This window comes from Bradyrhizobium sp. CCGUVB1N3, from assembly GCF_024199925.1.
Lineage (GTDB): Bacteria > Pseudomonadota > Alphaproteobacteria > Rhizobiales > Xanthobacteraceae > Bradyrhizobium.
On sequence record NZ_JANADR010000001.1, the window covers coordinates 279,033 to 300,972 of the forward strand.

The window sequence follows — 21,940 nt, forward strand, 5'->3', positions numbered from 1 at the left end:
CAGGATAGGGATGATGAGCCAGTTTCGTCCTAAATTCGTGACCTTCGACTGCTACGGCACGCTGACGAATTTCCAGATGGCGGAAGCGGCGCAGGATCTCTATCGCGCGCGTCTACCCGAACCGCAGATGGCTGCGCTCGTGCGGGATTTCGCGGCGTATCGGCTCGACGAAATTCTCGGCGACTGGAAACCCTATGCCGACGTGATCCACAATGCGCTGGAGCGCGCATGCAAGCGCAATGGCGTTGCCTTCAAGGCCGAGCATGCGCAGATGGTCTATGACCGCGTGCCGAGCTGGGGGCCGCATCCCGACGTTCCTGCCGGGCTTTCCAAGGTTGCCAAGGAGATTCCGCTCGTCATCCTCTCGAACGCCATGAATGCGCAACTTCCTTCCAACGTGGCGAAGCTTGGAGCGCCTTTTCACGCCGCACTCACCGCCGAACAGGCTCGATCCTACAAGCCTCGCATGAAGGGGTTCGAGTATATGTTCGATACGCTGGGCTGCGGGCCTGAGGACGTGGTGCACTGCTCATCGTCCTTCCGCTACGACCTGATGACCGCTCATGATCTCGGCATCAAGAACAAGGTGTGGGTCAATCGGGGGCACGAGCCCGCGAATCCCTACTACGGCTACGTTGAAATCAAGGACATCGGCGGCCTGCCAGGCGTGTTCGGACTCTGAGCTGGCGGGATCTGCGGTGAAATACGTCTCCTACTGGCACGATACCGCACCAGACTTCTCCGGCGGCGCCGAAGGTCCCGTCGAGGGGCACTATGACGTCGCGGTGATCGGTGGCGGCTTCACGGGCCTGGGAGCCGCGCGCCAGCTCGCGAAGGCAGGAACCAGGGTCGTTGTCCTGGAGGCAGACCGGGTGAGCTGCGGAGCATCGGGCCGCAACGGTGGACATCTCAACAACGGTCTGGCCCACAGCTATCTTGCCGCCAAGGCGGAGTTGGGGACGGAGCGAGCCATCGCGCTTTACCGCGCACTTGATGCCTCGATCGACACGCTCGAGGCGCTCATTGCGGAGGAGGGCATTGCCTGCAACTTCCGCCGTGCCGGCAAGCTGAAGCTCGCCTCCAAGCCCAAGCACTTCGATGCCATCGCGCGGAACTTCGAAGCGGTCCATCGCGAGGTGGATCCGGACACCGCGTTGCTGTCGCCCCAGGATCTAAGCTCGGAGATCGGTTCGCCCTTCTTTGGCGCGATGCTCTCGAAGAAGAGCGCGATGATGCATATGGGGCGCTATGGCGTCGCACTGGCCGAGGCGGCCAAACGCCGCGGCGCGATCATCTTCGAGAAGGCTCCGGTCACCGCGCAGGTGCCGGAAGGATCGCGCCACCGCTTGACGACGCCTCGTGGCAGCGTCACCGCCGATCAGGTGCTGCTGGCGACAGGCGCCTACACCACACCGAACTTTCCCTACTTCCGTCGGCGCATCATCACCGTCGGCAGCTTCATCATAGCGACCCGTCCGCTGGACGCGGCCGAAATCGCGGCCACCATGCCGGGCAACCGCACGTGCGTCAATTCGATGAACGTCGGCAATTATTTTCGGCTGGCACCCGACGATCGCCTGATTTTCGGCGGCCGCGCGCGCTTTTCGGCGACATCAGATCAGCGTTCCGACGCCAAGAGTGGCGCCGTGCTCATCGACAGTCTCACGCGAACCTTCCCGCAACTCGCCGGCATCCCGATCGACTATTGCTGGGGCGGGCTCGTCGACATGACCAGCGATCGCTACCCGCGCGCCGGCTATCAGGACGGGCTATGGTATGCGATGGGCTATTCCGGCCATGGTGCGCAGCTGTCGACCCATCTCGGCATGATCATCGCCGATGCGATGCTGGGACACGAAGATCAAAACCCGACGAAAGGCCTCGACTGGCCCGCGGTGCCCGGCCATTTCGGCAAGCCATGGTTCCTGCCGCTGGTGGGGATGTACTACAAGATGCTTGATCGCCTTCAATAGTCCCGCCTCGCGGTGCGAGCGGAGAGGGCGCGAGCATACGCCCCCGTCGTTCCGTCGTCGCCTAGACTAGCCCAACCCGCCGATGTGGAAGGTCTTCATCTCGAGATATTCCTCGATCCCGACCTGCGCTCCCTCGCGCCCCAAGCCGGATTGCTTGACACCGCCGAAAGGGGCCACCTCCGTCGACACCATGCCGGTGTTGAGACCGATCATGCCGGCTTCTAGCGCCTCCGCAACACGCCAGGAGCGCTTCAGGTCTCTGGTATAGAAATAAGCCGCCAGGCCGAAGGGCGTCGCATTTGCAATCGCAATCGCCTCCTCGTCGGTCTCGAAGCGGAAGAGAGGCGCGACAGGACCAAATGTCTCTTCGTGCGCCAGCACCATATCGGTGGTCGCCTCGGTCAGGACGATCGGTGCGGTAAATTGCGGACCCTTGGGCTGCGTCACCGGTCGGGCGGCAATACGGGCGCCCTTGGACAGCGCGTCGGCGACGTGGCGGTTGATCTTGCTGATCGCCACCTCGTTGATCATCGGTCCAATCGCCACGCCGGGTTCGAGACCTGATCCCACCTTCATCTTTTCGACGCGGGCGACGAGCTTGTCCGCGAAGGCATCATAGACGCCGGCTTGCACGAGGATCCGATTGGCGCAAACGCAGGTCTGGCCGCCATTGCGGAACTTCGACATGATCGCACCTTCGACCGCGAGGTCGAGATCGGCATCGTCGAAGACGATGAAGGGCGCATTTCCGCCGAGTTCGAGGCTCAGCCGCTTGACGCTGTCTGCGGCGCCGCGCATGAGCAGCGAGCCGATGCGCGTCGAGCCTGTGAACGAGATCTTGCGCACTGTTTCGTTGGCCATGATCTCCGCGCCGATCTCTGTCGGCAGGCCGGTGAGAATATTGATGACGCCGGCGGGAATTCCGGCGCGCTCGGCCAGCACCCCGAGAGCCAGCGCCGAATAGGGCGTGAAATCCGACGGCTTGATCACGACGGTGCACCCCGCCGCGAGCGCGGGAGCCACCTTGCGCGTGATCATGGCGTTCGGGAAATTCCAGGGCGTGATGATTGCGCACACGCCCACCGGCTCCTTGAGAACAACGATGCGCCGATCGGGCGTCGGCGAGGGGATCGTCGTGCCGCCGATACGCCGGGCTTCCTCCGCGAACCATTTGACGAAGGAGGCACCGTAGCGGATCTCGCCCCTGGACTCGTCCAACGGCTTGCCCTGTTCGAGCGTCAGAATGCGCGCCAGATCGTCCAGATGCGCGATCATGAGCCCATGCCAGGCTTCCAGAAGCGCGGCGCGCTCGGCGTTGGTCTTCGCACGCCAGGTGGCGTAGGCCTTGGCCGCCGCGGCAATAGCGGCGTGCGCGTCGTCCCGCCCCATATTCGGTACGGTGCCAAGGATGGCCTGCGTTGCCGGGTCGATCACGTCGATCGTCGCTTCCGAGAGCGCTCCCAGCCATTGGCCGCCGATCAAGCCCTGCTGGCGGAAGAGCTCTTTGTCGTTCAGCTTCTGCATCTGCTGATCCTTCGATTAGGAGAGACGGGAAAGCACGGCTGCGGTGATCGCCTCGGTGCGCTCTTTGCCTGGCACCGTGCCGATGCCACGGGACGTAGTGGCCTCCAGCGCCGCCATGATGCGTATTGCGGCGTCAGTCTCGCCCAGATGCTCGAGCATCATCGCCCCGGACCAGATGGCCGCGATCGGGCTGGCAATGCCGAGATGGGCGATGTCCGGTGCCGAGCCATGAACGGGCTCGAACATCGAAGGAGCGCTGCGGTCCGGGTTGACGTTGGCCGAGGCGGCAAAGCCGAGTCCGCCCTGGATGGCGGCGCCGAGATCGGTCAGGATGTCGCCGAAGAGGTTGGATGCGACGACAACGTCGAGGCTCTCCGGCGCCATGACCATGCGGGCAGCAAGCGCGTCCACGTGGTAGCTCATGCATTCGACATCCGGATAGTCGGCGGCGACCAGCCGTGTCACCTCGTCCCAGAAGACCATCGAGTATTTTTGGGCATTCGACTTGGTGACCGAGGCAAGTTTTCCGCGTCGCTTGCGCGCCTGGTCGAATCCGAATCGCAATATTCGTTCCACGCCGGCGCGCGTAAACACCGAGGTCTCGACCGCGATCTCGGCGGAGGTGCCCTGATGCACGCGTCCGCCGGCGCCCGAATATTCACCTTCGGTATTCTCGCGGATGCAGAGAATGTCGAACTCGGTTGCCTTCAGCGGGCCGTTGACGCCCGGGAGCAGGCGGTGCGGCCGAACATTGGCGTACTGCGTAAATCCCTTGCGAATCGGCAGCAGGAGACCGTGCAGCGACACGGCATCGGGTACCTCCGCCGGCCAGCCGACCGCGCCGAGCAGAATGGCATCGAACCCCTGCAGCGTCTTGATGCCATCAGCAGGCATCATTGCGCCCGTTTCCTTGTAGAAGGCGCAGGACCACGGAAATCTCGTGCCATTGAGCACGAAGCCCGAATGCTTGGCGGCAGCCTCGAGCACGGTCCATGCGGCTTCTGTCACATCGCGGCCGATCCCATCACCGGGAATGAGTGCGATTGCGTAATTCTTCACGAAAGCTCCTGGATGTGGATGAGCACGCTGCTCGAGCGGTGGTTGGTGCAGCTCGGACTCATGACACCGTGACGTAGATCTTGCGGACGGTCTCGATGGTTTTCCAGACGCCGGTGAATCCCGGCTTCATGACGAAGCTGTCGCCGGCTCTGAACGTGAGCGGGGCGCCGCCGTCCGGCGTAATCTCGATCACACCGGCGAGGATGTGACAGAACTCGAAAGTTTCCCCCTTGATGGAGCGCGTTTCGCCCGGCGTCGCTTCCCATACGCCGGTATGCACGAGCTCACCCTTGGCCATGTCTTGCGCCCAGGTCTTGTAGTGGGGAGCGCCGGCAATGAGCCGCTCCGGCATGGGGCCGGATTCCTTCGGGGCGAAAGCCGGGTTGGGATCGATCAGTTTCAGCAGCAAGTTTGGCTCCTTTCAGTAACCACGGGTCCGATCCACGAGCCCGATGAGATCGAGGCCCGCCTCATATCGCTTGATGTTGTCGATGACTGCGCGCGCGGCGGTATCCGCCTGGGTTGCGCTTGCCACATGCGGGGTCAGCAGCACTTTCGGGTGGGCCCAGAAGCCATGATCGGCAGGCAGAGGCTCCGGTTCTGTGACGTCGATGACGGCGCCGGCGAGCTGGCCGGCATCCAGAGCGGCCAGCAGCGCAAGGTGATCGAGCTGCGCGCCACGCCCTGCATGGACGAGGGCTGCGCCTTTTGGCAGCCGCGCAAAAAGTTCGCGATCCAGGATCCCATGCGTGGCCTCGGTGAGAGGCAGCAGGCAGACGAGGATGTCGGTCTCACCGAGCATCTGGTTGAGACCGGCCTGGCCGGAATATGTTGCAACGCCCTCGATCGTCTTGTCCGATCGGCTCCAGCCGCTCAGGCGAAAGCCGAAGGGCTTCAGGCTCTCCAGCACGGCGCAGCCGAGCACGCCAAGCCCGAGCAGCCCGACCCGCCGGTCGGCAGCCTGCTTCTGCGGCAAGGCCCGCCACTCGTGTCGCCGCTGCAAATCAAGATAGGCCGGAAGGTTGCGGTGGAGCGCCAGCACTGCGAGGGTGGCATACTCCTGCATCATCCGGATGATGCCGTCTTCCACCATCCGGACCACCTTCACCTCGGACGGAATCGCCTTGATCGGAAATTGGTCGATGCCGGCCCCGACTGAAAACAGGATTTCAAGCTTGCGGTACCGTTCGAGCGCCTCCGGCACGGTCCAGCTGATGATGTAACGTACGCCGTCGGGATCGACCGTGGCCGGACCGATCGCGAATGGCAGGTGCGGGAGTTCGCGGGCGAAGGCCTCACGAAAAACCGCTCCGCGCTGCGCGTCGGAATTGAAGAGAAATGTCATGTGTCGAATTTGGTCGCACAGGGAATGGCGATCTCGCCGGGTTGAGCCATGCTACCGGACCGAGCTTCCAACCGGTGCCGAATGCGACCGCGATTTGGTGGATTGTTTCGTACGGCGGCTGTTCTGAAACGTAATCTGCGGCGAGGCTCGGTTTATGCTGAGACTGACCGGAGCCTTGGAGCCCATCCAGGAGTAGCGGCTTCGACCCATGTCAGGCCGATCAGGGGGAGACATGAAGCCCCGCACGACCAGTTCGCTCACGATCGATGCTTTCGATGCGCGCGCCGTCGACATCGATACGGTCGAACTCGAGCAGCTTTACACCCTCTCGATCGGCGTCGGCTGGCCGCACCGGCCCGAGGACTGGCAGTTTTTGCGTGAGATGGGCTACGGCATCGTGGTTCACGATGAAATCGGACGGGTGCTGGGATCGGCCATGTGGTTTCCCCATGGGACGGATTTTGCCACCGTCGGCATGGTCATCACCTCACCCCGCCTTCAGGAGCTTGGCACGGCCCGGTGGCTCATGAAGCGCGTTCAGTCCGCGTGCAGGGGACGCAATCTCCGCCTCAACGCCACGCGCGCGGCGCACAAGCTCTATCGCTCGCTCGGCTTTCGCACCGAGCGAACGGTGTTCCAACGTCAAGGCGAGGCACGATCCGGCGAGATGCCGGGCCCTCTCGAAGGAGCCGAGCTACGTCGTCTGGACGCGGGGGATCTGCCGGCCATCGCCGAACTCGATGCGCAAGCGTTCGGCGCTTCGCGCCGGACGCTGCTTGCTGCTCTACTTCCGCAATCGGTGGGATTCGCGCTCTACCGGCACGGTCGCCTCGAGGCCTTCGCGCTGTGCCGCCCGTTCGGGCGGGGGCATGTCGTGGGGCCGGTGGTCGCGTCAAACGACGCGGACGCGATCGTGGTGATTGCGCCGCATGTCGCCGCCCATGAAGGAGAGTTTCTGAGGCTCGACACGCACCTCGCCGAGGGCGAGTTCAGCTCCTTCCTGGCCCGGTCAGGCCTTGCCTTTTTCGACACCGTTACCACGATGTCGCTGGGAGGAGATTTTCGTGATCCGAATATCCGATCTGGAAAGCAGCCCGTAACTTACGGGCTCGCAAGCCAAGCGCTCGGTTAAGCCAAAATCATTGGGCGTCCGCCATGCCGGCCTTGTGCAGTTGGCATTCCCTGGGCAGATCGAAGTCGTAGCTGGAAGGAACCGCGATCGTCCATTCCGGACGGATCGAAGTCGGGGAATGCGTCGGCCGGCGCCGTCTTATTGCAATTCCAGCCCCGCAACGACGATTGACAGTCAATTATTACATGTATAAAAATATGCAAATTCATATATTATGAGATGCCTGAATGGACACGCATCCGCTCAAGCTCAAGGTGCAGTCGGTTGTTGCGGAGACGCCGTTCATTCGGAGCCTTGTGTTCGGCGTGGAGGGCGGTGCCGTGCCGCGATGGCAAGCGGGTGCGCACATCCGCGTGTCGCTCCCGAATGGGGGGGATCGGCCGTATTCCCTGATGGCTTTGCCGGGCCTGGCTGAAGGCGCTGTCGCGCTGGGGGTGTTGCGTGAGGAGATGTCGACCGGCGGCTCGCAGTTCATGCATGCGCTGAAAACCGGCGACATCGTGAGAGCGACCGCACCGGTCAACAATTTCCCTCTGCAGGGAGGATCCGCGCCGGCGCTGCTGTTCGCCGGCGGCATCGGCGTCACGCCGATCCTGTCCATGGCTGCGGAGCTGAACGCGCGGGGAATTCCATACCGCCTGCATTATGCCGGACGAACGCCGGGGCGGCTGGCCTTCCTGCCGCAGTTGCAGGCGATCTGTTCAAAAGGCTTGGCGGTTCACTACGACAGCGATGAGTCCCGCCTGGATGTCGCGGCGGCGCTCGGCGATGCGCCCGCAGATGCTCACGTCTACGTCTGCGGCCCTGCGGGCATGATCGATGCGGTGAAGGCGGGCGCGCTCTCCAGGGGCGTCCCGGCAGATCGCATCCATTTCGAGCTGTTCAAGGCGGAGCAGCCCGGCTCTCCCAACAAGCCGTTCGAGGTCGAGCTCAAGTCGACAGGGCAGGTCATTACGGTTGCCACAGATCAGAGCATCATCCAGGCGCTGGAGGCGGCAGGGCTCGACGTCCTCTACGACTGCCAGCGGGGCGATTGCGGCATCTGCCAGTGTGGCGTGATCGCAGGCGTGCCCGATCATCGCGACGTCATTCTCAGCGACGACGAGAAAGCGTCCAACAAGGTCATGCAGATCTGCGTGTCGCGTGCGAAATCGGAACGGCTCGTGTTGGATCTCTAACGGGGAGGCAAGGGGGCGCCATGGCGAAGTACGGAAATAATGCCCGCGCGATCGAGCGGCTGGTGCGTGACGCCGAGGTGCATCGCGACGTCTATGTCGACCAAGAAATCTTCGAGCTCGAGATGGAGCATCTGTTCCCGAATAGCTGGATCTATGTCGGGCATGCCAGCCAGTTGTCGAAGCCCGGCGATTTCATCACCGCCAATATCGGCCGGCAACCGGTCATGGCCAGCCGCCATACCGACGGCTCCATCCACGTGTTCTACAACCGCTGTCCACACAAGGGCGTGAAGATCGCTTCCGAGCCCTGCGGCAATACCGGCAAGTTCTTCCGCTGTCCCTATCATGCCTGGTCGTTCAAGACCGACGGCTCGCTGCTCGCGATCCCCCTGAAGAAGGGCTACGAGGGAACCGGCTTCACGGACACTCAGGCGAACGAGGGGCTATCGAAGGTCAAGAACGTCGTTATCTATCGCGACTTCATCTTCGCGCGACTGAGCGACAGCGGCGTCTCCTTCGAGGACTATTTTGGCGAAAGCCTGTCGACGATCGACAACATGGTCGACCGTTCGCCGGAGGGGAAGCTGGCCATCGAGGCCGCGCCGATCCGCTACATGCACACCTGTAATTGGAAGATGCTGGTCGAGAACCAGACCGATACCTGCCATCCGATGGTGGCGCATGAGAGCTCGGCCGGCACCGCCGTCAAGGTCTGGAAGCGCGAGCAGGGCGACTCCACGGAGACGCCGATGGCCGTGCAGCTCTACGGGCCCTTCATGAGCCCGTACGAGTTCTACGAGCAGAGCGGCATCCGGATCTGGCCGAACGGCCATGGTCACACCGGCGTCGCCAATTCCATCCATTCCAACTATTCGGACATCGACGGCTATCTAGGCCAGATGGTCGCAGCCTATGGCGAGAAGCGGGCTCACGAGATCCTGGGAGAGGTCCGGCACAACACGGTCTATTTCCCGAACATCATGGTCAAGGGTGCGGTGCAGATTGTTCGCAATTTCATCCCGATCGCGGTGGACAAGACGCTGGTGGAGAGCTGGGTTTATCGTCTGGTCGGCGCGCCCGACAAGCTCTATGAGCGTGCGCTGATGTACAACCGCTTCATCAACGCGCCGACCTCGATCGTCGGGCATGACGATCTCGAAATGTACGAGCGCGCCCAGGAGGGGCTGAAGTCCAACGGCAATCAATGGGTCAATCTGCGCCGGCTCTACGAGAGTAACGAAGAGCAGGACGTCACTGCGGTCATCAATGGCACGTCGGAGCGCCAGATGCGGAACCAGTTTCATGCCTGGGCCAAATTCATGACCATGGACATGGACAAGCACGTCGAGGCCGCGGAATGATCAACGAGAAGACCATCGCGGATTTCATCTATCGAGAGGCCGAGCTTCTCGACACGATGCAGTGGCAGGCGTGGCTCGATCTGTTTCATCCCGAGGGCCGCTACTGGATGCCGCTCGAATGGCAGCAGCAGGATCCGGTGCTTCAGCCCTCGCTGATGTACGAAGACCTGTTGCTGCTGAAAGTGCGCGTCGAGCGATTGGCCGGCGAGCGTACCTTCAGCCAGAAGCCGAAGAGCCGTTGCCACCATCTGCTGCAGGCGCCGCAGATCGTTGCGTGCGACGCCGCGGGCGGCGTGTTCAAGGCGCGGACATCCTACATCTACACCGAGACGCGCGGCGACTTGCTGGAGCGCTATTCGGGGTGGGCGTCGCACGATCTGGTCCAGGTCGGCGATAGCCTGAAGATCAAGCTCAAGCGCGTCGATCTCGTCAATTTCGACGCGCCGTTCGGCAATATCCAGCTCTTCATGTGAGTATGCCTTGACCGCTGCATCCACAGTCCATGCCCGCTTCCGCGAGATCGCCCTCCGTCGGGGGGAGGCCGGCTTTCTCAATGTCCTGCCGGAGACAGCCGACATCTACGGCATCGCGGCCGGCGAGATTTCATATCGTGCCATGCTCGAACGGGTGGAGCGCTGGCGCACGGCGTTTGCGGACCGCGGCTATGGCGAAGGCCATCGGGTCGGGCTTCTGCTCCAGAACCGGCCGGTCTTCGTCGAGCTGTGGTTCGCGCTGAACGCGCTCGGTGTTTCCGTGGTGCCGATCAACCCGGATTTGCGCCTCAGCGAGCTCGAATACATCATCGCGCATTCCGAGATGAATGCGGCATTTGTCCTCGCTGAACGGCGCGACGAGGTCGAGACGGCGTCGCGCCAGGCCGGCCGGCCGATTCCGGTGGTGACGGACAGCGGCGACATTCCGGCTCCGTTCGGCGGCCCGCGGCCGGCGAGTGCGGGTGACGGCTCGACCGAATGCGCGTTGCTCTATACCTCGGGAACGACCGGCCAGCCCAAGGGCTGTGTGCTCACCAACACCTATTTCCTGCATTCCGGAAACTGGTATCGTGATGTCGGCGGGTTGATCGATCTGAAGGGCGATGGCGAGCGGATGATCACGCCGTTGCCGCTGTTCCATATGAACGCGATGGCGGTCTCGCTGATGGCGATGCTGTCGGTCGGTGGCAGCCTGACCATGCTCGATCGCTTCCATCCGCGCACGTGGTGGAATTCGGTGCGGGACAGCCGGGCGACCTGCCTGCATTATCTCGGCGTCATGCCCTCGATGCTGATGAGCGCGCCGCCGTCTGCGCAGGATCGCGCGCACACCGTGCGGTTCGGCTTCGGCGCAGGCGTGGACAAGCTGCTGCACGCGCCATTCGAGGCGCGCTTCGGCTTTCCGCTGCTCGAGGCCTGGGCGATGACCGAGACCGGAAGCGGCGGCGTGATTGCCGCGAACGTCGAGCCGCGCAAGGTTGGCACGAGCTGTTTCGGCCATCCGGCGCCCGAAGTCGATGTTCGGATCGTGGACGATGGCGGCAACGATACGCCGATGGGAACGCCGGGTGAGCTATTGGTGCGGCGCGCGGGTGTCGACCCGCGCTACGGCTTCTTCAGGGAGTATCTGAAGAATCCGGAAGCGACCGCCGAGGCCTGGAAGGACGGATGGCTCCGCACCGGCGATATCGTGTCGCGCGATGCGGATGGCGACCTTCATTTCGTCGATCGCAAGAAGAACGTGATCCGGCGCTCCGGCGAGAACATTGCCGCGGTCGAGGTCGAATCCGTTCTGAACCGCCATCCTGCGATCCGGCAGGCCGCGGTCGCCGCGACGCCCGATCAGGTGCGGGGTGACGAGGTCGCGGCTGTCATCATCGCCGAGCAGGCCGGTGCCGACCGCGCGCTCGCCGAAGACATCGTAGGCTGGAGCCTCGAGCAGATGGCCTATTACAAGGCGCCGGGCTGGATCTGCTTCGTCGATCAACTTCCGCTGACCGCGACCGAGAAGATCCAGCGCGGCGGACTGAAGGATTTCGTCGCGAAGCTGATGCGCGATGGCGCGTTCTTCGATCTCCGCGATCTCAAGCGGCGGCAGGTTTGAGACATGCCGTTTGCAGGGAGCCGATCATGAGCCAGACCCGCACCACACTCATCACCGGAGGCAATTCGGGGATCGGCGAAGCGCTGGCGAAGAAGCTCGTCGACAAAGGACAGAGGGTCGTCTCGGTCGGGCTGGAGAAGCCGGACTGGACCCACGATCTGCTCACGTCCTATCGCGCCGACCTGACCAGCATCGCGGAGACGCGGGCGATTGCGCAGGAGATCTGCCGGGATCATGCCGTCGATTGTCTCGTGCACAATGCGGGCATCATCCTGCCGAACCTGCTGCCCGACGCGAAGCCGGAAGACATCTTGACGCTGGCGCAGTTGCACCTGGGCGCGCCGATGCTGCTGACCCAGGCGGCGATGGAGGGAATGCGTTCGCGCCGCTTCGGGCGGATCGTGTTCGTGAGTTCGCGCGCCGCCATGGGCGCGGCCACGCGCTCGGCCTATTCCGCCACCAAGGCCGGCGTGCACGGCATGGCGCGGACGTGGGCGCTGGAGCTGGCGTCGAGCGGAATCACGGTGAACGTGGTCGCGCCCGGCCCGATCCTGACCGACAATTTCTGGGGCGTCATCCCGAAGGGGTCCGAGCAGCAGGAGCGGATGGCGCGCAACGTTCCGGTCGGGCGGCTCGGCTCACGCGAGGACGTGGCCCATGCGATCAGCTTCTTCCTCGACGAGCGCTCGGACTTCGTGACCGGGCAGGTGCTCTATGTCTGCGGCGGCACCAGCCTCGTCGGACTCGGTCCCTGACCGTAGAGCATGATCCGGACCCGGAGGGCCGCGTTAGCGCAAAGTGTGAAGCGGTTTTCCCTCGCGACAAGCGCGGAACGCGTTTGCGCGGAGATCATGCTCCAACAAACGGGGTCAGATCTGGTTCTGGCGGATGTTCTCGACCATCTTGGCCAGCACGCGGGCGCAGACCTCGATCTCGTCGGGATCGATGCCCACGGTTAGCCGGTCATAGTTCTTCTCCATGATCGGCCAGATCTTTCGCAGGAGGGCCTCGCCATCAGGTGTCAAGCCAACGACGCGGCGACGCTGGTCCTCTTCCGCGATCTCGCGTTTGACGAGACCCGATGACACCATCGACTCGACCATGCGGCTCGCGGTCGACTGCTCGGTGACGGCGAGAACGGCGATCTCGTTCACGGTCAGGGTCTTGTAGATGAACAGGACCGACAACGTCCGGAATACGACGTTGTTGACGTTGTGCTCGCTCAGATCGCGGTTCTGATCGAGGTTCCAGCGATTGGCGAGCCGGTTGAAAAGATAGGGAACATAGCTTTGCAGCTGGTCCCGTGTCCGCGGTGGACCGGATTTCCATCTGCTCCTGGATTCTTTGGCCATTATTTCCTGCGACTCTGCTTCGTGCTCTCGGTGCGAAGTTTTGAGGAGAGGGACCGCAACACCGAAAGTGCGGTCTCCAGTTCCTCGGCGGGGATACTCTCGAGCCGATTGCTGAGATGCTTCTTGTGCACGTCAGCCGCCTTCCTGAACAGCGCGTCGCCCTTCGGCGTCAGGCGCACGATGAACGACCGGCGGTCCTCGCTCGACATTTCCTTGCTGATGAGATCGTCAGCCAGAAGACGCTGCACCAGCCCCGAGACGTTGCCGCCGGTCACTTTCAAGTTCTGCGACAACTGTCCGAGCGCCATTCCGTCCCGGTAGCGATCGAGCTGGGCGAGCACGTCGAACTTCGCCAGCGACAAGCCGAACTCCGAGTTCAGCATGGAATTCAGGGACGCAAAGAGTTCGCTATGCAGAGACAGCAGTTGCAGCCAAAGCCGGGTTTCGATCTGCCCGAACACGGGACCAATGCTCTCTTTGAGTGCTGCGGGCATCGCATAACCATCGCGTACAGAGTGTCTTGGTAAGGGGGAAATTACAGCGGGTCTTCTGCTCCGATTAACGCCTTGAGAATCGCAGTCAAGATGTCCGATCTTGACGTCCACGGAGGCGAACGGCAATCCGATCCCGTGCCGTCCCCGACGACGTCAGGCGAAGGTCCTGATGGTCTGAATCACGCCGTCGAGCTCCTTGCCCGCGCTGTCCTTCAGCGCCGCTTCCCGCAGCCGGCGCGCCCAGTCGGCGGCATCCTCGCGCTGCTCGACCAGCTTGATCGCGGCCAGCGTCTTGTCGAACTTCGACAGGCCGCGGCTGTGGGTATCGGAATAGCCTTTGACCAGCCGCCGGCATTGTAGGATTTCGACGCCCAACTGATAGTTGGCCTGGACCGCCTCTGCCGCGGCCTTGAGCCATTCGTCCCGATGGGCTGTTTCAACGGCGTGACGCAACGAGCCGCGGCGCATGCCGCGAAGTCCGCCCACGACATAGAGCGTGAGGAACCAGGGCAGCGAATAGGTCCGCACCCGACGTCCCTTGTTGACGCGACGGTCGAGCCAGCCGAGGAGGCGCGGCCTGCCGCCAAGCCAGCGGCCGAAGCTCGCCGGCAGCATGCCCATGACCTCCTCCATGCGGGGATGCATGAACTCGGTGGTCTGGAGCACCTGGTCCTGCGACAGCTCGAGCTCGCCCTCGATCCGCGCGCGGCGGCTGGATCTGGTCTTGAGATCGGCCACGCGAATGACGTCGTCATAGGTCATGGCGTTGGCGAGATATTTTGCCGCGGCCTGCGTGAAGGCAAAGTTTCTGGAGGCGCCGCCAGAGCTCCGATCGGTAGCGTGGAGCTTGCCGAGGATGTCGAGATATTCGCCGCCATAGGCGGCGTCCTGGAAATCGACGACCTTCTTCAGCCCGGCCCGGCTCATGGCCTGTACGGCCTCGGGCAACTCCTTCGTCAGCCGGGCGATGAGACCGGCAAGGCGCGGATCCACAGCCGTGGGAGAGGGAGCGTTATCGGCTGCCTTGGGTGGCGGCGGCGTCGCCGGCTCCGGGGATTTCGACTGCACCCGGTCCAACGCAGCCTCGAACGCGCGGACACTGGCCGCCGCGCCTTTCCCGCCGGCGCGGATCACGTCGAGATAGCTCTCGCGGCTGAAGGGCAGCACGCCGGCGCCTGCAAGCGCGCCGAACATCGCGGCCGAGATGACGCTGCCATTGGCGGTCGCCAGCGCGTTCATGTCGAAGATGATCTCGGTCTTGGCGGCTACCCCGATGGCGCCGGTCACCGCACCCTTGTCGGCGATGCCGTTGCCCGGCGCGATCTTCTCGCCGATCGCAAACGACCGGTGATTGGACGCGATCAGCGTCGTGCGGTCGGGCGTCACCAGGCCGCGCAGGATCGAGCGTCCGGCCTCCATGAATTCCGCCGCCATGACCACATCCACATCGCCGGGCGTCGGCATCAGCGACAGGATCGGCTTGCGGCCATCGAGCGGCGGCATCGCCTCGATGTAGTAGATCGTGGCGCCGGTGCGCTGGGCGACACCGGGCACCGAAGTGGACTGCGCGACCCAGGCATGGTTCTCGGCGAGCTGGACGATCCAGTCGGTCAGGACGCCGCCGCCTTGGCCGCCCATCGCGACGATGGCGAGGGAGATCGGCCGCTCGGTCGCGTCACCCGCGGCGGGAAGGGCCAGTCGTACCGTCTCGTCTCTCATGCCAGCGCCTCGAGTGCCGGACGCCGGCGGTCGCGCCGCCGTTGCAGCCAGCCGATCACGGCCATGGCGACCTTGGACTTGAACTTGTCCCAGCCGTTCGGATTGTGAATGACGTCGGCGCGATAGAACGAGGGACACAGCACGGCCGCTTCCGCGACCTCGCCGCAATTGCCGCAGCCGACGCAGGAGTTATCGATCGCCGCAACGGGATCGTCGCGCAAGGGATCGTCCAGTTGCTTCACCGACAGCGACGGGCAGCCTGAGAGGCGGATGCAGGCATGGTCACCGGTGCAGACGTCCTCGTCGACGCCGAAACGTTCCTTGACGATGCGGACGCCGTCCTTGATCGCCTTGTTCATCTGCGGCTTCACGCGGCGCTGCTTGTTCAGCATGCATTCGGAGGAGGCGACGATGACCTTGGGACCTTCCTCCTTCGTCGTCAGCGCTTCCTTCAGCGTGTCGCGCATCCGGCCGACATCGTAGGTGCGGTCGATCTGCCGGACCCATTGGCCGCCGATGCCCTTCACGGCCTGCACGATCGAATTGTTGGTGTTGCGCCGCTTGTTGATCGCGCGCGATGACAGGATGTCCTGACCGCCGGTCGCCGAGGTGTAGTAGTTGTCGACGATGACGAAGACGCCGTCATGCTTGTTGAAGACGGCGTTGCCGATGCCGCTGGTCAATCCATTGTGCCAGAAACCGCCGTCGCCCATCACGGCGATCGAGCGCTTGTCGGCCTTGACGTTGAAGGCGGAGGTCGAGGCCGGGCCAAGGCCAAAACCCATGGTCGTCGCGCCGATGTTGAAGGGCGGGAGGATCGAGAACAGATGGCAGCCGATGTCGGCGGAGACGTGGTGCTGGCCAAGCTCCTCCTCGACGAGCTTCATGGCGGCGAAGATCGGCCGCTCCGGGCAGCCGGTGCAAAGGCCGGGCGGACGCGCCGGTACGACCTGCTTCAGCTTCTCCACTGCGGGGTGATTGAGCACGGGGGCTGCGTCCGGCGCCGGCGGCCGGTTGCCCAGAAGCCGCGGCTCGGTCTTCTCCAGGAATTCTCTGACGCCGCCGAGCAGGACCTGCGCGGTGTAGTCGCCGCCCATCGGCAGCACGTCCTTGCCGTGGACGCGCGCCTGGATGTCCTTGCGGCGCAGCACCGTGTTGATCGCCTGCTCCAGATATTCCGGCTGACCTTCCTCGACGATGAGAACGGCCTCCTTGTCGAGACAGAACTCCGCAACCTCCGTGTCGATCACGGGGTAGGTGACGTTCATGACGTAGAGCGGGACCTGCGTGTTGCCATAAGCATCCGAGAGCCCGAGATATTGCAGCGCGCGGATCACGTTGTTGTACATCCCGCCCTGCATGATGATGCCGACCTTGCCCTGGTTCGGCCCCATCCACTCGTTCAGTCTGTTGTCCCTGACGAACTCGACCGCCGCGGGCATCCGCGTCTTGATCTTCTCCTGCTCATGCTCATAGGCCGCCGGCGGCAGCACGATGCGGCCGACATCGCGCCTGGGATTGTTCAGCGCGTCCTTGATGGTGTGAGCCGGCTTGACATTGTCCTTGCAGGCAAAGCTTCCATGCATGTGACAGGCGCGCACGCGCACCTCGAGCATTACAGGGGTATTCGAGACTTCCGAGAGCTCAAATCCCTTCTCGATCAGGTTGACGATGCATTCATGGTCGGGACGCGGATCCAGGAGCCACATCTGCGATTTCATCGCGAAGGCGTGGGTGCGCTCCTGCATGATGGAGGAGCCTTCGCCGTAATCCTCGCCGACGATGATCATGGTGCCGCCGGTGACGCCGCCGGAGGCGAGATTGGCCAGCGCGTCGGAGGCCACGTTGGTGCCGACCGTGGACTTCCATGCCACCGCGCCGCGCAGCGGATACATCACGGAGGCCGACAGCATCGCCGCCGCTGCCGCTTCATTGGCGGAGCTCTGGAACACGACGCCGAGATCGTCGAGCACGTCCTTGGCGTCGGCCAGCACGTCCATCAGGTGCGAGATCGGCGAGCCCTGGTAGCCGCCGACATAGGCGACACCCGATTGCAGGAGTGCCTTGGTGATGGCGAGAATGCCTTCGCCACGGAAGGTGTCGCCGTCGCCGAGCCGGAGATCCTCGACTTCGCGAGCAAAAGACCGTTCCGCCATTGCAGCCTCCAGAAATATGCGATAGCATACGTTTACATGTGAAGTAAGTCAACGCCGTGCCACGCCATCGCGCTTGCGGATCTCTGTTCCGGAGGGCGATCATGAGCCAGCGACAGAGTAGGGCCAATGCTGAAGCTGCCGCGCTTTAAAGCTGCCGCCGTCCAGGCCTCACCTGTATATCTCAACGCGAGCGCGACCGCCGACAAGGCAGCCTCACTGGTGCGTGAGGCAGCCAGCCATGGCGCGCGGCTCGTCGCGTTCCCTGAAGTGTTCGTTCCAGGCTATCCCTACTGGAACTGGATCACCGATCCCGTCACGGGAAGCGCATGGTTCGAGAAGCTCGCCAAGGCATCGATCCTGGTGCCGGGTCCGGAGATCGACGTCGTCCGCAAGGCTGCCCGCGATGCGGGATGCTACGTCGTGCTCGGCGTCAACGAGCGCAGCCCGGTCTCGCTGGGTGCAATCTACAACACGCTGGTCTTCATCGGGCCGGATGGCGCGCTGCTCGGCAAGCACCGCAAGCTGGTACCGACCTGGGCAGAGAAGCTGACCTGGACCGGCGGTGACGGATCGAGCCTGCGCGTCTATGATACCGAGATCGGGCGTCTCGGCGGGCTCGCGTGCGGCGAGAACACCAACACGCTCGCGCGCTTTGCGCTGCTCGGGCAGGGTGAGTTCGTGCACGTCGCAAGCTACATCTCGCTTCCCGTCGCGCCGCCCGACTACGACATGGCGGAGGCGATTAAATTGCGCGCGATTGCTCACTCCTTTGAGGGCAAGATCTTCACGATCGTGTCCTGCTCGACCGTGTCGGAGGAGATCATCGCGGCCATGGAAACCGTCGTCCCGGACGCGCGGGCGCGCCTGCAGCGCAAGTCGAGCGCATTCTCCGGGATCATCGGGCCGGACGGCCGCGTGGTCGGGGATCCCCTGATCGACGATGAAGGTATCGTCTACGCCGACATCGACCTCGAGCGCTGCATTCAGCCGAAGCAGATGCATGACATCGTCGGGCACTACAACCGGTTCGACATTTTCGATCTGAGGGTCAATCGTCGCCCGCTCGCGCCGCTTGGCCTCTCGGAGGGAGAGCACGCTGCGGGCGAAGCGGGGGAACAGGCGGGCTTCTCGTCGATCCCCGGAAAATCGGAATGACGGCTCCGGCGGCGCCGCCTTCCGCTGCGCCTTCGCGACAGGACTTTTGAGACGGGACTTTTGAGACAGGACTTGGAGGACAGGATGCGCGAAAACATCATCGGCCGGGCCAATGTCGAGGATACCCCCGAGCTCAAGGCCTATTACAAGGACCTCGAAAAGTACGAGGCGGGCGCGCTGTGGACGGTGGCAAACAAGATCGAGCCGTGGCAGCCGCAGTCGGCATCTATTCCCGTGCTCTGGCGCTACAGCGATCTGCGTGAGCACGTGCTGCGCTCGGTGGAGCTGGTCTCGCCGGAGAAGGCGGGACGGCGGGTGATCTACCTCAACAATCCCGGTCGCCGCGAGGTGTCGGCCGCGGTCGGCTGGCTCTATTCGGGATTGCAGGTGATGCATCCGGGCGAAGTGGCCTCGGCCCATGCGCACTCGGCCTCCGCCCTGCGCTTCATCATGGAAGGGGCGGGCGCCTACACCATCGTTGACGGTCACAAGATGACGCTGGGGGCGCGCGATTTCGTGCTGACGCCGAACGGCACTTGGCACGAGCATGGCGTCGAGGGTAACGGCTCGGTCTGCATCTGGCAGGATGGGCTCGATATTCCCCTCGTCAATGCGCTGGAAGCCAATTTCTTCGTCGTGCATCCGAAGATCCAGCAGGAGGAGTCCGGCTACCCCGTCGACGACATGACCAGGACCTGGGGCAATCCCGGTCTTCGGCCGGCTGACTCGAAATGGTCGAAGGGCTATTCGCCCATGTTCAAATACGAGTGGGAGCCGACCTACGACGCTTTGCGAAAATATGCCGCCGCGACCGACGGATCGCCCTATGACGGCATCCTCATGAACTACGTCAATCCGATCACCGGCGGGCACGTGATGCAGACGATCGGCGCGAGCATGCAGTTGCTGCGGCCGGGCGAGACAACGAAGTCGCATCGGCACACCGGAAGCTTCATCTACCAGGTCGCCAAGGGAAGCGGCTATTCGGTGATCGGCGGCAAGCGCTTCGAGTGGCAGGAGCGTGACATTTTCTGCGTTCCCTCCTGGGCCTGGCACGAGCACGGCAATGCATCTTCGAGCGAGGATGCCTGCCTGTTCTGCTTCAACGACCTGCCCGTTATCGAGGGCCTCGGTCTCTACCGGGAAGAGGCCTATGGCGACAATGCGGGTCATCAGCCGGTCGCCGCCTGACGTGTCCTTGCAGAATTCAACCAGAAAAGTCGGATAAAAACCTTCATGCGTCTTGTCACCTACACCCTGGGCTCCAGCGGCGCCCGCCTTGGAGTTCTCGTCAATGGATTGGTTGTCGACGTCGAGCGCCTGGGGGCATCGCGTGACCAGGCTTGGCCGTGCGACATGCTGTCGTTCATCGACAACGGCGCGACGCTGCTGCCGGCGCTGAAGGAGTGCCTGGAGAGCGCCAGCGGTCGCCTACCGGTCGGCTCCGCCGTTCCGATCGAAGATGCAAAGCTGCAAGCGCCGATTCCGCGACCGCGGAAGAACATCTTCGGCATCGGGCTGAACTACCGCGCGCATGTGGCGGAGTCCGCCAAGAGCCTGGATACGGACAAGGATCTGCCGAAGCAGCCGGTCGTTTTCTCCAAGCCGCCGACCTCGGTAATTGGTCCCGGCGCGGCCATCCAGCACAATGCGAAGATGACGCAGCAGCTCGACTGGGAGGTCGAGCTCGCCGTCATCATCGGCAAGACCGCGACGCGCATCCCGGTCGAGAAAGCGATGGATCACGTCTTCGGCTATTCGGTGATGATCGATATTTCCGCGCGCGACAATCGCCGCGCCGGCCAGTGGATCTTCTCCAAGGGCATGGACACCTACGCGCCGTTCGGCCCCTGCATCGTGACGGCGGACGAGATTCCCGATCCGCATGATCTCAGGCTCTGGCTGACCAAGAATGGCGTCATGAAGCAGGACTCCAACACCAAATACATGATCTTCGATATCCCGGTCCTGATTGCCGACATCTCGTCGGGCATGACGCTCGAGCCCGGCGACATCATCGCGACCGGAACGCCCGAAGGCGTCGGCGCCGGCATGTCTCCGCAAGAATGGCTGTGGCCCGGCGACGTCGTGGAAGCCGGCGTCGATGGCGTCGGTGTCATCAGGCACCCCGTTGTTGCGATCTGATGACGCAGTTCTCATTCGATCGCGAATTGAGGTTCGGGGATTGCGACCCCTCGGGCATCGCCTACTTTCCGTCCTACCTGAACATCCTCAACGGCGTCGTCGAGGAGTTCTGGGCGACGATCGGTTTTCCATGGCCGGAATTGATCACGGTCCGGAAGATCGGGACCCCGACGGTGCATCTCACCTGTGATTTTTCACGGCCGTCGAAGTTCGGCGATCTCCTGACGTTCAGCCTGCACATCAGCAAGGTCGGCCGCGCCTCGCTCCATTTGGCGCACGTGGTCTCGGGTGCAGGCGGGACGCGGTGGAAGGCCCGCCAGATCCTTGCCGCGACGTCTCTCGTCGATCACCATGCCGTTTCCTGGCCCGACGACGTCCGTACCGCGCTCGTGGCGCGTTTGCACGTGGGGGAGGGCACGGAGGTAGTTTCCTGATGATCTCGTTCTTCATGACGTTCTCCGATCCGGCCGGCGAACGCCGGATCCAGTCCGATGATCTTGCCGCCGCGGCGGCCGTGATCGGATCGGTCCCGCACATGACCGAGGGCTTGCTGTTCACGCCGCTGGAGCATTCCGTCGACCACCCCCACGGGGCCGATGGTTCGGGTCCGACCTTCGCCGTTCAACTGCGCTTTCCGGACCTCTTCGCCTGCGAAGCGGCACTCGACCGCGGCGGAGTTCTCGCTAACCTCGCGGCGGGTGGAGGCCTGCCGAGCCTTGCGGGACTCGATGTCACGCATCAGGCGATGGTGACGCGCTCGTTTTCGGTCGACCTTGCCGCGCATCCCGAGGGAACGACGAGCCCGTGCAGCTACCTCGTCCACTATCCCGGGCCGGCTGACGATCTCAATGCCTGGAACCTGCATTATCTGGAGCATCATCCGTCGATCATGCGGACCTTCCCGAACGTTCGCCAGGTCGAGATCTACACGGGCATCGATTGGGTCGACCGGTTGCCGTCGCGGCGGGTCGCGTACATGCAGCGCAACAAGCTGCTGTTCGACAGCCCAGACGCGCTGTCGCACGCGCTGGCCTCAGACGTGATCAAGCGCATGCGTGCGGATTTCGTCCAGTTTCCGCCGTTCGCGGGGGGCAACAAGCACTTTCCGATGCTGACGAGGACGGTTCGGCTCAAGAGGTCTCAGGGCGCGGACTGATTGACGGCAGTCAGCCTTAGCCGGATGGATGCGAGCTGGACGAAAGCAAGGTAGCTGGCCGCAAGCTCGTCGTAGAGCGGTGCTTGGCGGTCAC

The 21,940-nt window shown here is 63.4% G+C and carries 21 protein-coding genes and 1 pseudogene; 13 read left to right on the top strand and 9 right to left on the bottom strand.

Annotated features, from left to right (window positions below):
- The first annotated feature begins 13 nt into the window (after window positions 1–13).
- Both NLM33_RS01235 and NLM33_RS01240 read left to right on the top strand, forming a co-directional pair.
- A complete protein-coding gene (locus NLM33_RS01235) occupies window positions 14–682 on the top strand; it encodes a haloacid dehalogenase type II (protein WP_254093968.1) in 669 nt (222 codons plus the stop codon).
- A 16-nt stretch (window positions 683–698) separates the two neighbouring features.
- Window positions 699–1,973 carry an FAD-binding oxidoreductase gene (locus tag NLM33_RS01240; RefSeq protein WP_254093970.1) on the top strand — a complete coding sequence of 425 codons (1,275 nt, stop codon included), beginning with the start codon at window positions 699–701 and terminating at the stop codon, window positions 1,971–1,973.
- 66 nt (window positions 1,974–2,039) lie between these two features.
- On the opposite strand, the gene NLM33_RS01245 is transcribed toward NLM33_RS01240, so the two are convergent.
- The 4 genes from NLM33_RS01245 to NLM33_RS01260 form a co-directional block, all read right to left on the bottom strand.
- Window positions 2,040–3,497 carry an NAD-dependent succinate-semialdehyde dehydrogenase gene (locus tag NLM33_RS01245; protein WP_254093971.1) on the bottom strand — a complete coding sequence of 486 codons (1,458 nt, stop codon included), beginning with the start codon at window positions 3,495–3,497 and terminating at the stop codon, window positions 2,040–2,042.
- 15 nt (window positions 3,498–3,512) lie between these two features.
- Window positions 3,513–4,556 carry a tartrate dehydrogenase gene (locus NLM33_RS01250; protein WP_254093972.1) on the bottom strand — a complete coding sequence of 348 codons (1,044 nt, stop codon included), beginning with the start codon at window positions 4,554–4,556 and terminating at the stop codon, window positions 3,513–3,515.
- Between the two features lie 58 nt (window positions 4,557–4,614).
- On the bottom strand, window positions 4,615–4,908 hold the full coding sequence (locus NLM33_RS01255; RefSeq protein ID WP_254105616.1) for a cupin domain-containing protein: 294 nt from the start codon (window positions 4,906–4,908) through the stop codon (window positions 4,615–4,617).
- A 69-nt stretch (window positions 4,909–4,977) separates the two neighbouring features.
- Window positions 4,978–5,901 carry a glyoxylate/hydroxypyruvate reductase A gene (locus NLM33_RS01260; protein ID WP_254093973.1) on the bottom strand — a complete coding sequence of 308 codons (924 nt, stop codon included), beginning with the start codon at window positions 5,899–5,901 and terminating at the stop codon, window positions 4,978–4,980.
- A 232-nt stretch (window positions 5,902–6,133) separates the two neighbouring features.
- Between NLM33_RS01260 and NLM33_RS01265 the strand changes: the two genes are divergently transcribed.
- From NLM33_RS01265 to NLM33_RS01290, 6 genes are all read left to right on the top strand, one after another.
- A complete protein-coding gene (locus NLM33_RS01265) occupies window positions 6,134–7,033 on the top strand; it encodes a GNAT family N-acetyltransferase (RefSeq protein ID WP_254093974.1) in 900 nt (299 codons plus the stop codon).
- A gap of 227 nt (window positions 7,034–7,260) precedes the next feature.
- Entirely contained in the window at window positions 7,261–8,211 is a 951-nt protein-coding gene (locus NLM33_RS01270; RefSeq protein WP_254093975.1) for a PDR/VanB family oxidoreductase, read from the top strand.
- A 20-nt stretch (window positions 8,212–8,231) separates the two neighbouring features.
- Window positions 8,232–9,572, top strand: coding sequence for a Rieske 2Fe-2S domain-containing protein (locus tag NLM33_RS01275; RefSeq protein ID WP_254093976.1), 1,341 nt, complete (start codon window positions 8,232–8,234; stop codon window positions 9,570–9,572).
- Entirely contained in the window at window positions 9,569–10,045 is a 477-nt protein-coding gene (locus tag NLM33_RS01280; protein ID WP_254093978.1) for an aromatic-ring-hydroxylating dioxygenase subunit beta, read from the top strand. The genes NLM33_RS01275 and NLM33_RS01280 overlap by 4 nt, the downstream gene beginning before the upstream one ends.
- A 7-nt stretch (window positions 10,046–10,052) precedes the next feature.
- Window positions 10,053–11,669: an ATP-dependent acyl-CoA ligase gene (locus NLM33_RS01285; protein ID WP_254093980.1), complete on the top strand. Its 1,617-nt coding sequence runs from the start codon at window positions 10,053–10,055 to the stop codon at window positions 11,667–11,669.
- 26 nt (window positions 11,670–11,695) lie between these two features.
- Complete coding sequence (locus NLM33_RS01290) at window positions 11,696–12,424, top strand: SDR family NAD(P)-dependent oxidoreductase (RefSeq protein ID WP_254093982.1); 729 nt, start codon at window positions 11,696–11,698, stop codon at window positions 12,422–12,424.
- A 114-nt stretch (window positions 12,425–12,538) separates the two neighbouring features.
- Here the strand turns inward: NLM33_RS01290 and NLM33_RS01295 are convergent, their stop codons facing one another.
- The 4 genes from NLM33_RS01295 to NLM33_RS01310 form a co-directional block, all read right to left on the bottom strand.
- Window positions 12,539–13,021 carry a MarR family winged helix-turn-helix transcriptional regulator gene (locus tag NLM33_RS01295; RefSeq protein WP_254093983.1) on the bottom strand — a complete coding sequence of 161 codons (483 nt, stop codon included), beginning with the start codon at window positions 13,019–13,021 and terminating at the stop codon, window positions 12,539–12,541.
- On the bottom strand, window positions 13,021–13,515 hold the full coding sequence (locus NLM33_RS01300; RefSeq protein WP_254093985.1) for a MarR family winged helix-turn-helix transcriptional regulator: 495 nt from the start codon (window positions 13,513–13,515) through the stop codon (window positions 13,021–13,023). Before NLM33_RS01300 ends, NLM33_RS01295 begins: the two co-directional genes overlap by 1 nt.
- A gap of 153 nt (window positions 13,516–13,668) precedes the next feature.
- Window positions 13,669–15,234, bottom strand: coding sequence for an indolepyruvate oxidoreductase subunit beta family protein (locus NLM33_RS01305; RefSeq protein WP_254093987.1), 1,566 nt, complete (start codon window positions 15,232–15,234; stop codon window positions 13,669–13,671).
- On the bottom strand, window positions 15,231–17,390 hold the full coding sequence (locus NLM33_RS01310) for an indolepyruvate ferredoxin oxidoreductase subunit alpha (protein ID WP_254093989.1): 2,160 nt from the start codon (window positions 17,388–17,390) through the stop codon (window positions 15,231–15,233). The genes NLM33_RS01305 and NLM33_RS01310 overlap by 4 nt, the downstream gene beginning before the upstream one ends.
- A 126-nt stretch (window positions 17,391–17,516) precedes the next feature.
- On the opposite strand from NLM33_RS01310, the gene NLM33_RS01315 reads away from it, so the two are divergent.
- The 5 genes from NLM33_RS01315 (at window position 17,517) to NLM33_RS01335 (ending at window position 21,846) form a co-directional block, all read left to right on the top strand.
- Complete coding sequence (locus NLM33_RS01315; RefSeq protein ID WP_254093991.1) at window positions 17,517–18,545, top strand: carbon-nitrogen hydrolase family protein; 1,029 nt, start codon at window positions 17,517–17,519, stop codon at window positions 18,543–18,545.
- 84 nt (window positions 18,546–18,629) lie between these two features.
- Window positions 18,630–19,736, top strand: coding sequence for a cupin domain-containing protein (locus tag NLM33_RS01320; RefSeq protein ID WP_254093992.1), 1,107 nt, complete (start codon window positions 18,630–18,632; stop codon window positions 19,734–19,736).
- A 45-nt stretch (window positions 19,737–19,781) separates the two neighbouring features.
- Window positions 19,782–20,690 carry a fumarylacetoacetate hydrolase family protein gene (locus NLM33_RS01325; protein ID WP_254093993.1) on the top strand — a complete coding sequence of 303 codons (909 nt, stop codon included), beginning with the start codon at window positions 19,782–19,784 and terminating at the stop codon, window positions 20,688–20,690.
- Window positions 20,690–21,124 carry a thioesterase family protein gene (locus NLM33_RS01330; protein ID WP_254093994.1) on the top strand — a complete coding sequence of 145 codons (435 nt, stop codon included), beginning with the start codon at window positions 20,690–20,692 and terminating at the stop codon, window positions 21,122–21,124. Before NLM33_RS01325 ends, NLM33_RS01330 begins: the two co-directional genes overlap by 1 nt.
- Window positions 21,124–21,846, top strand: a complete 723-nt coding sequence (locus tag NLM33_RS01335) for a hypothetical protein (RefSeq protein ID WP_254093995.1) — start codon at window positions 21,124–21,126, stop codon at window positions 21,844–21,846. The genes NLM33_RS01330 and NLM33_RS01335 overlap by 1 nt, the downstream gene beginning before the upstream one ends.
- Here the strand turns inward: NLM33_RS01335 and NLM33_RS01340 are convergent.
- A pseudogene (locus NLM33_RS01340) lies at window positions 21,831–21,935 on the bottom strand (IS5/IS1182 family transposase); the annotation flags it as partial. The gene NLM33_RS01335 and the pseudogene NLM33_RS01340 overlap by 16 nt on opposite strands.
- Window positions 21,936–21,940: the final 5 nt, after the last annotated feature.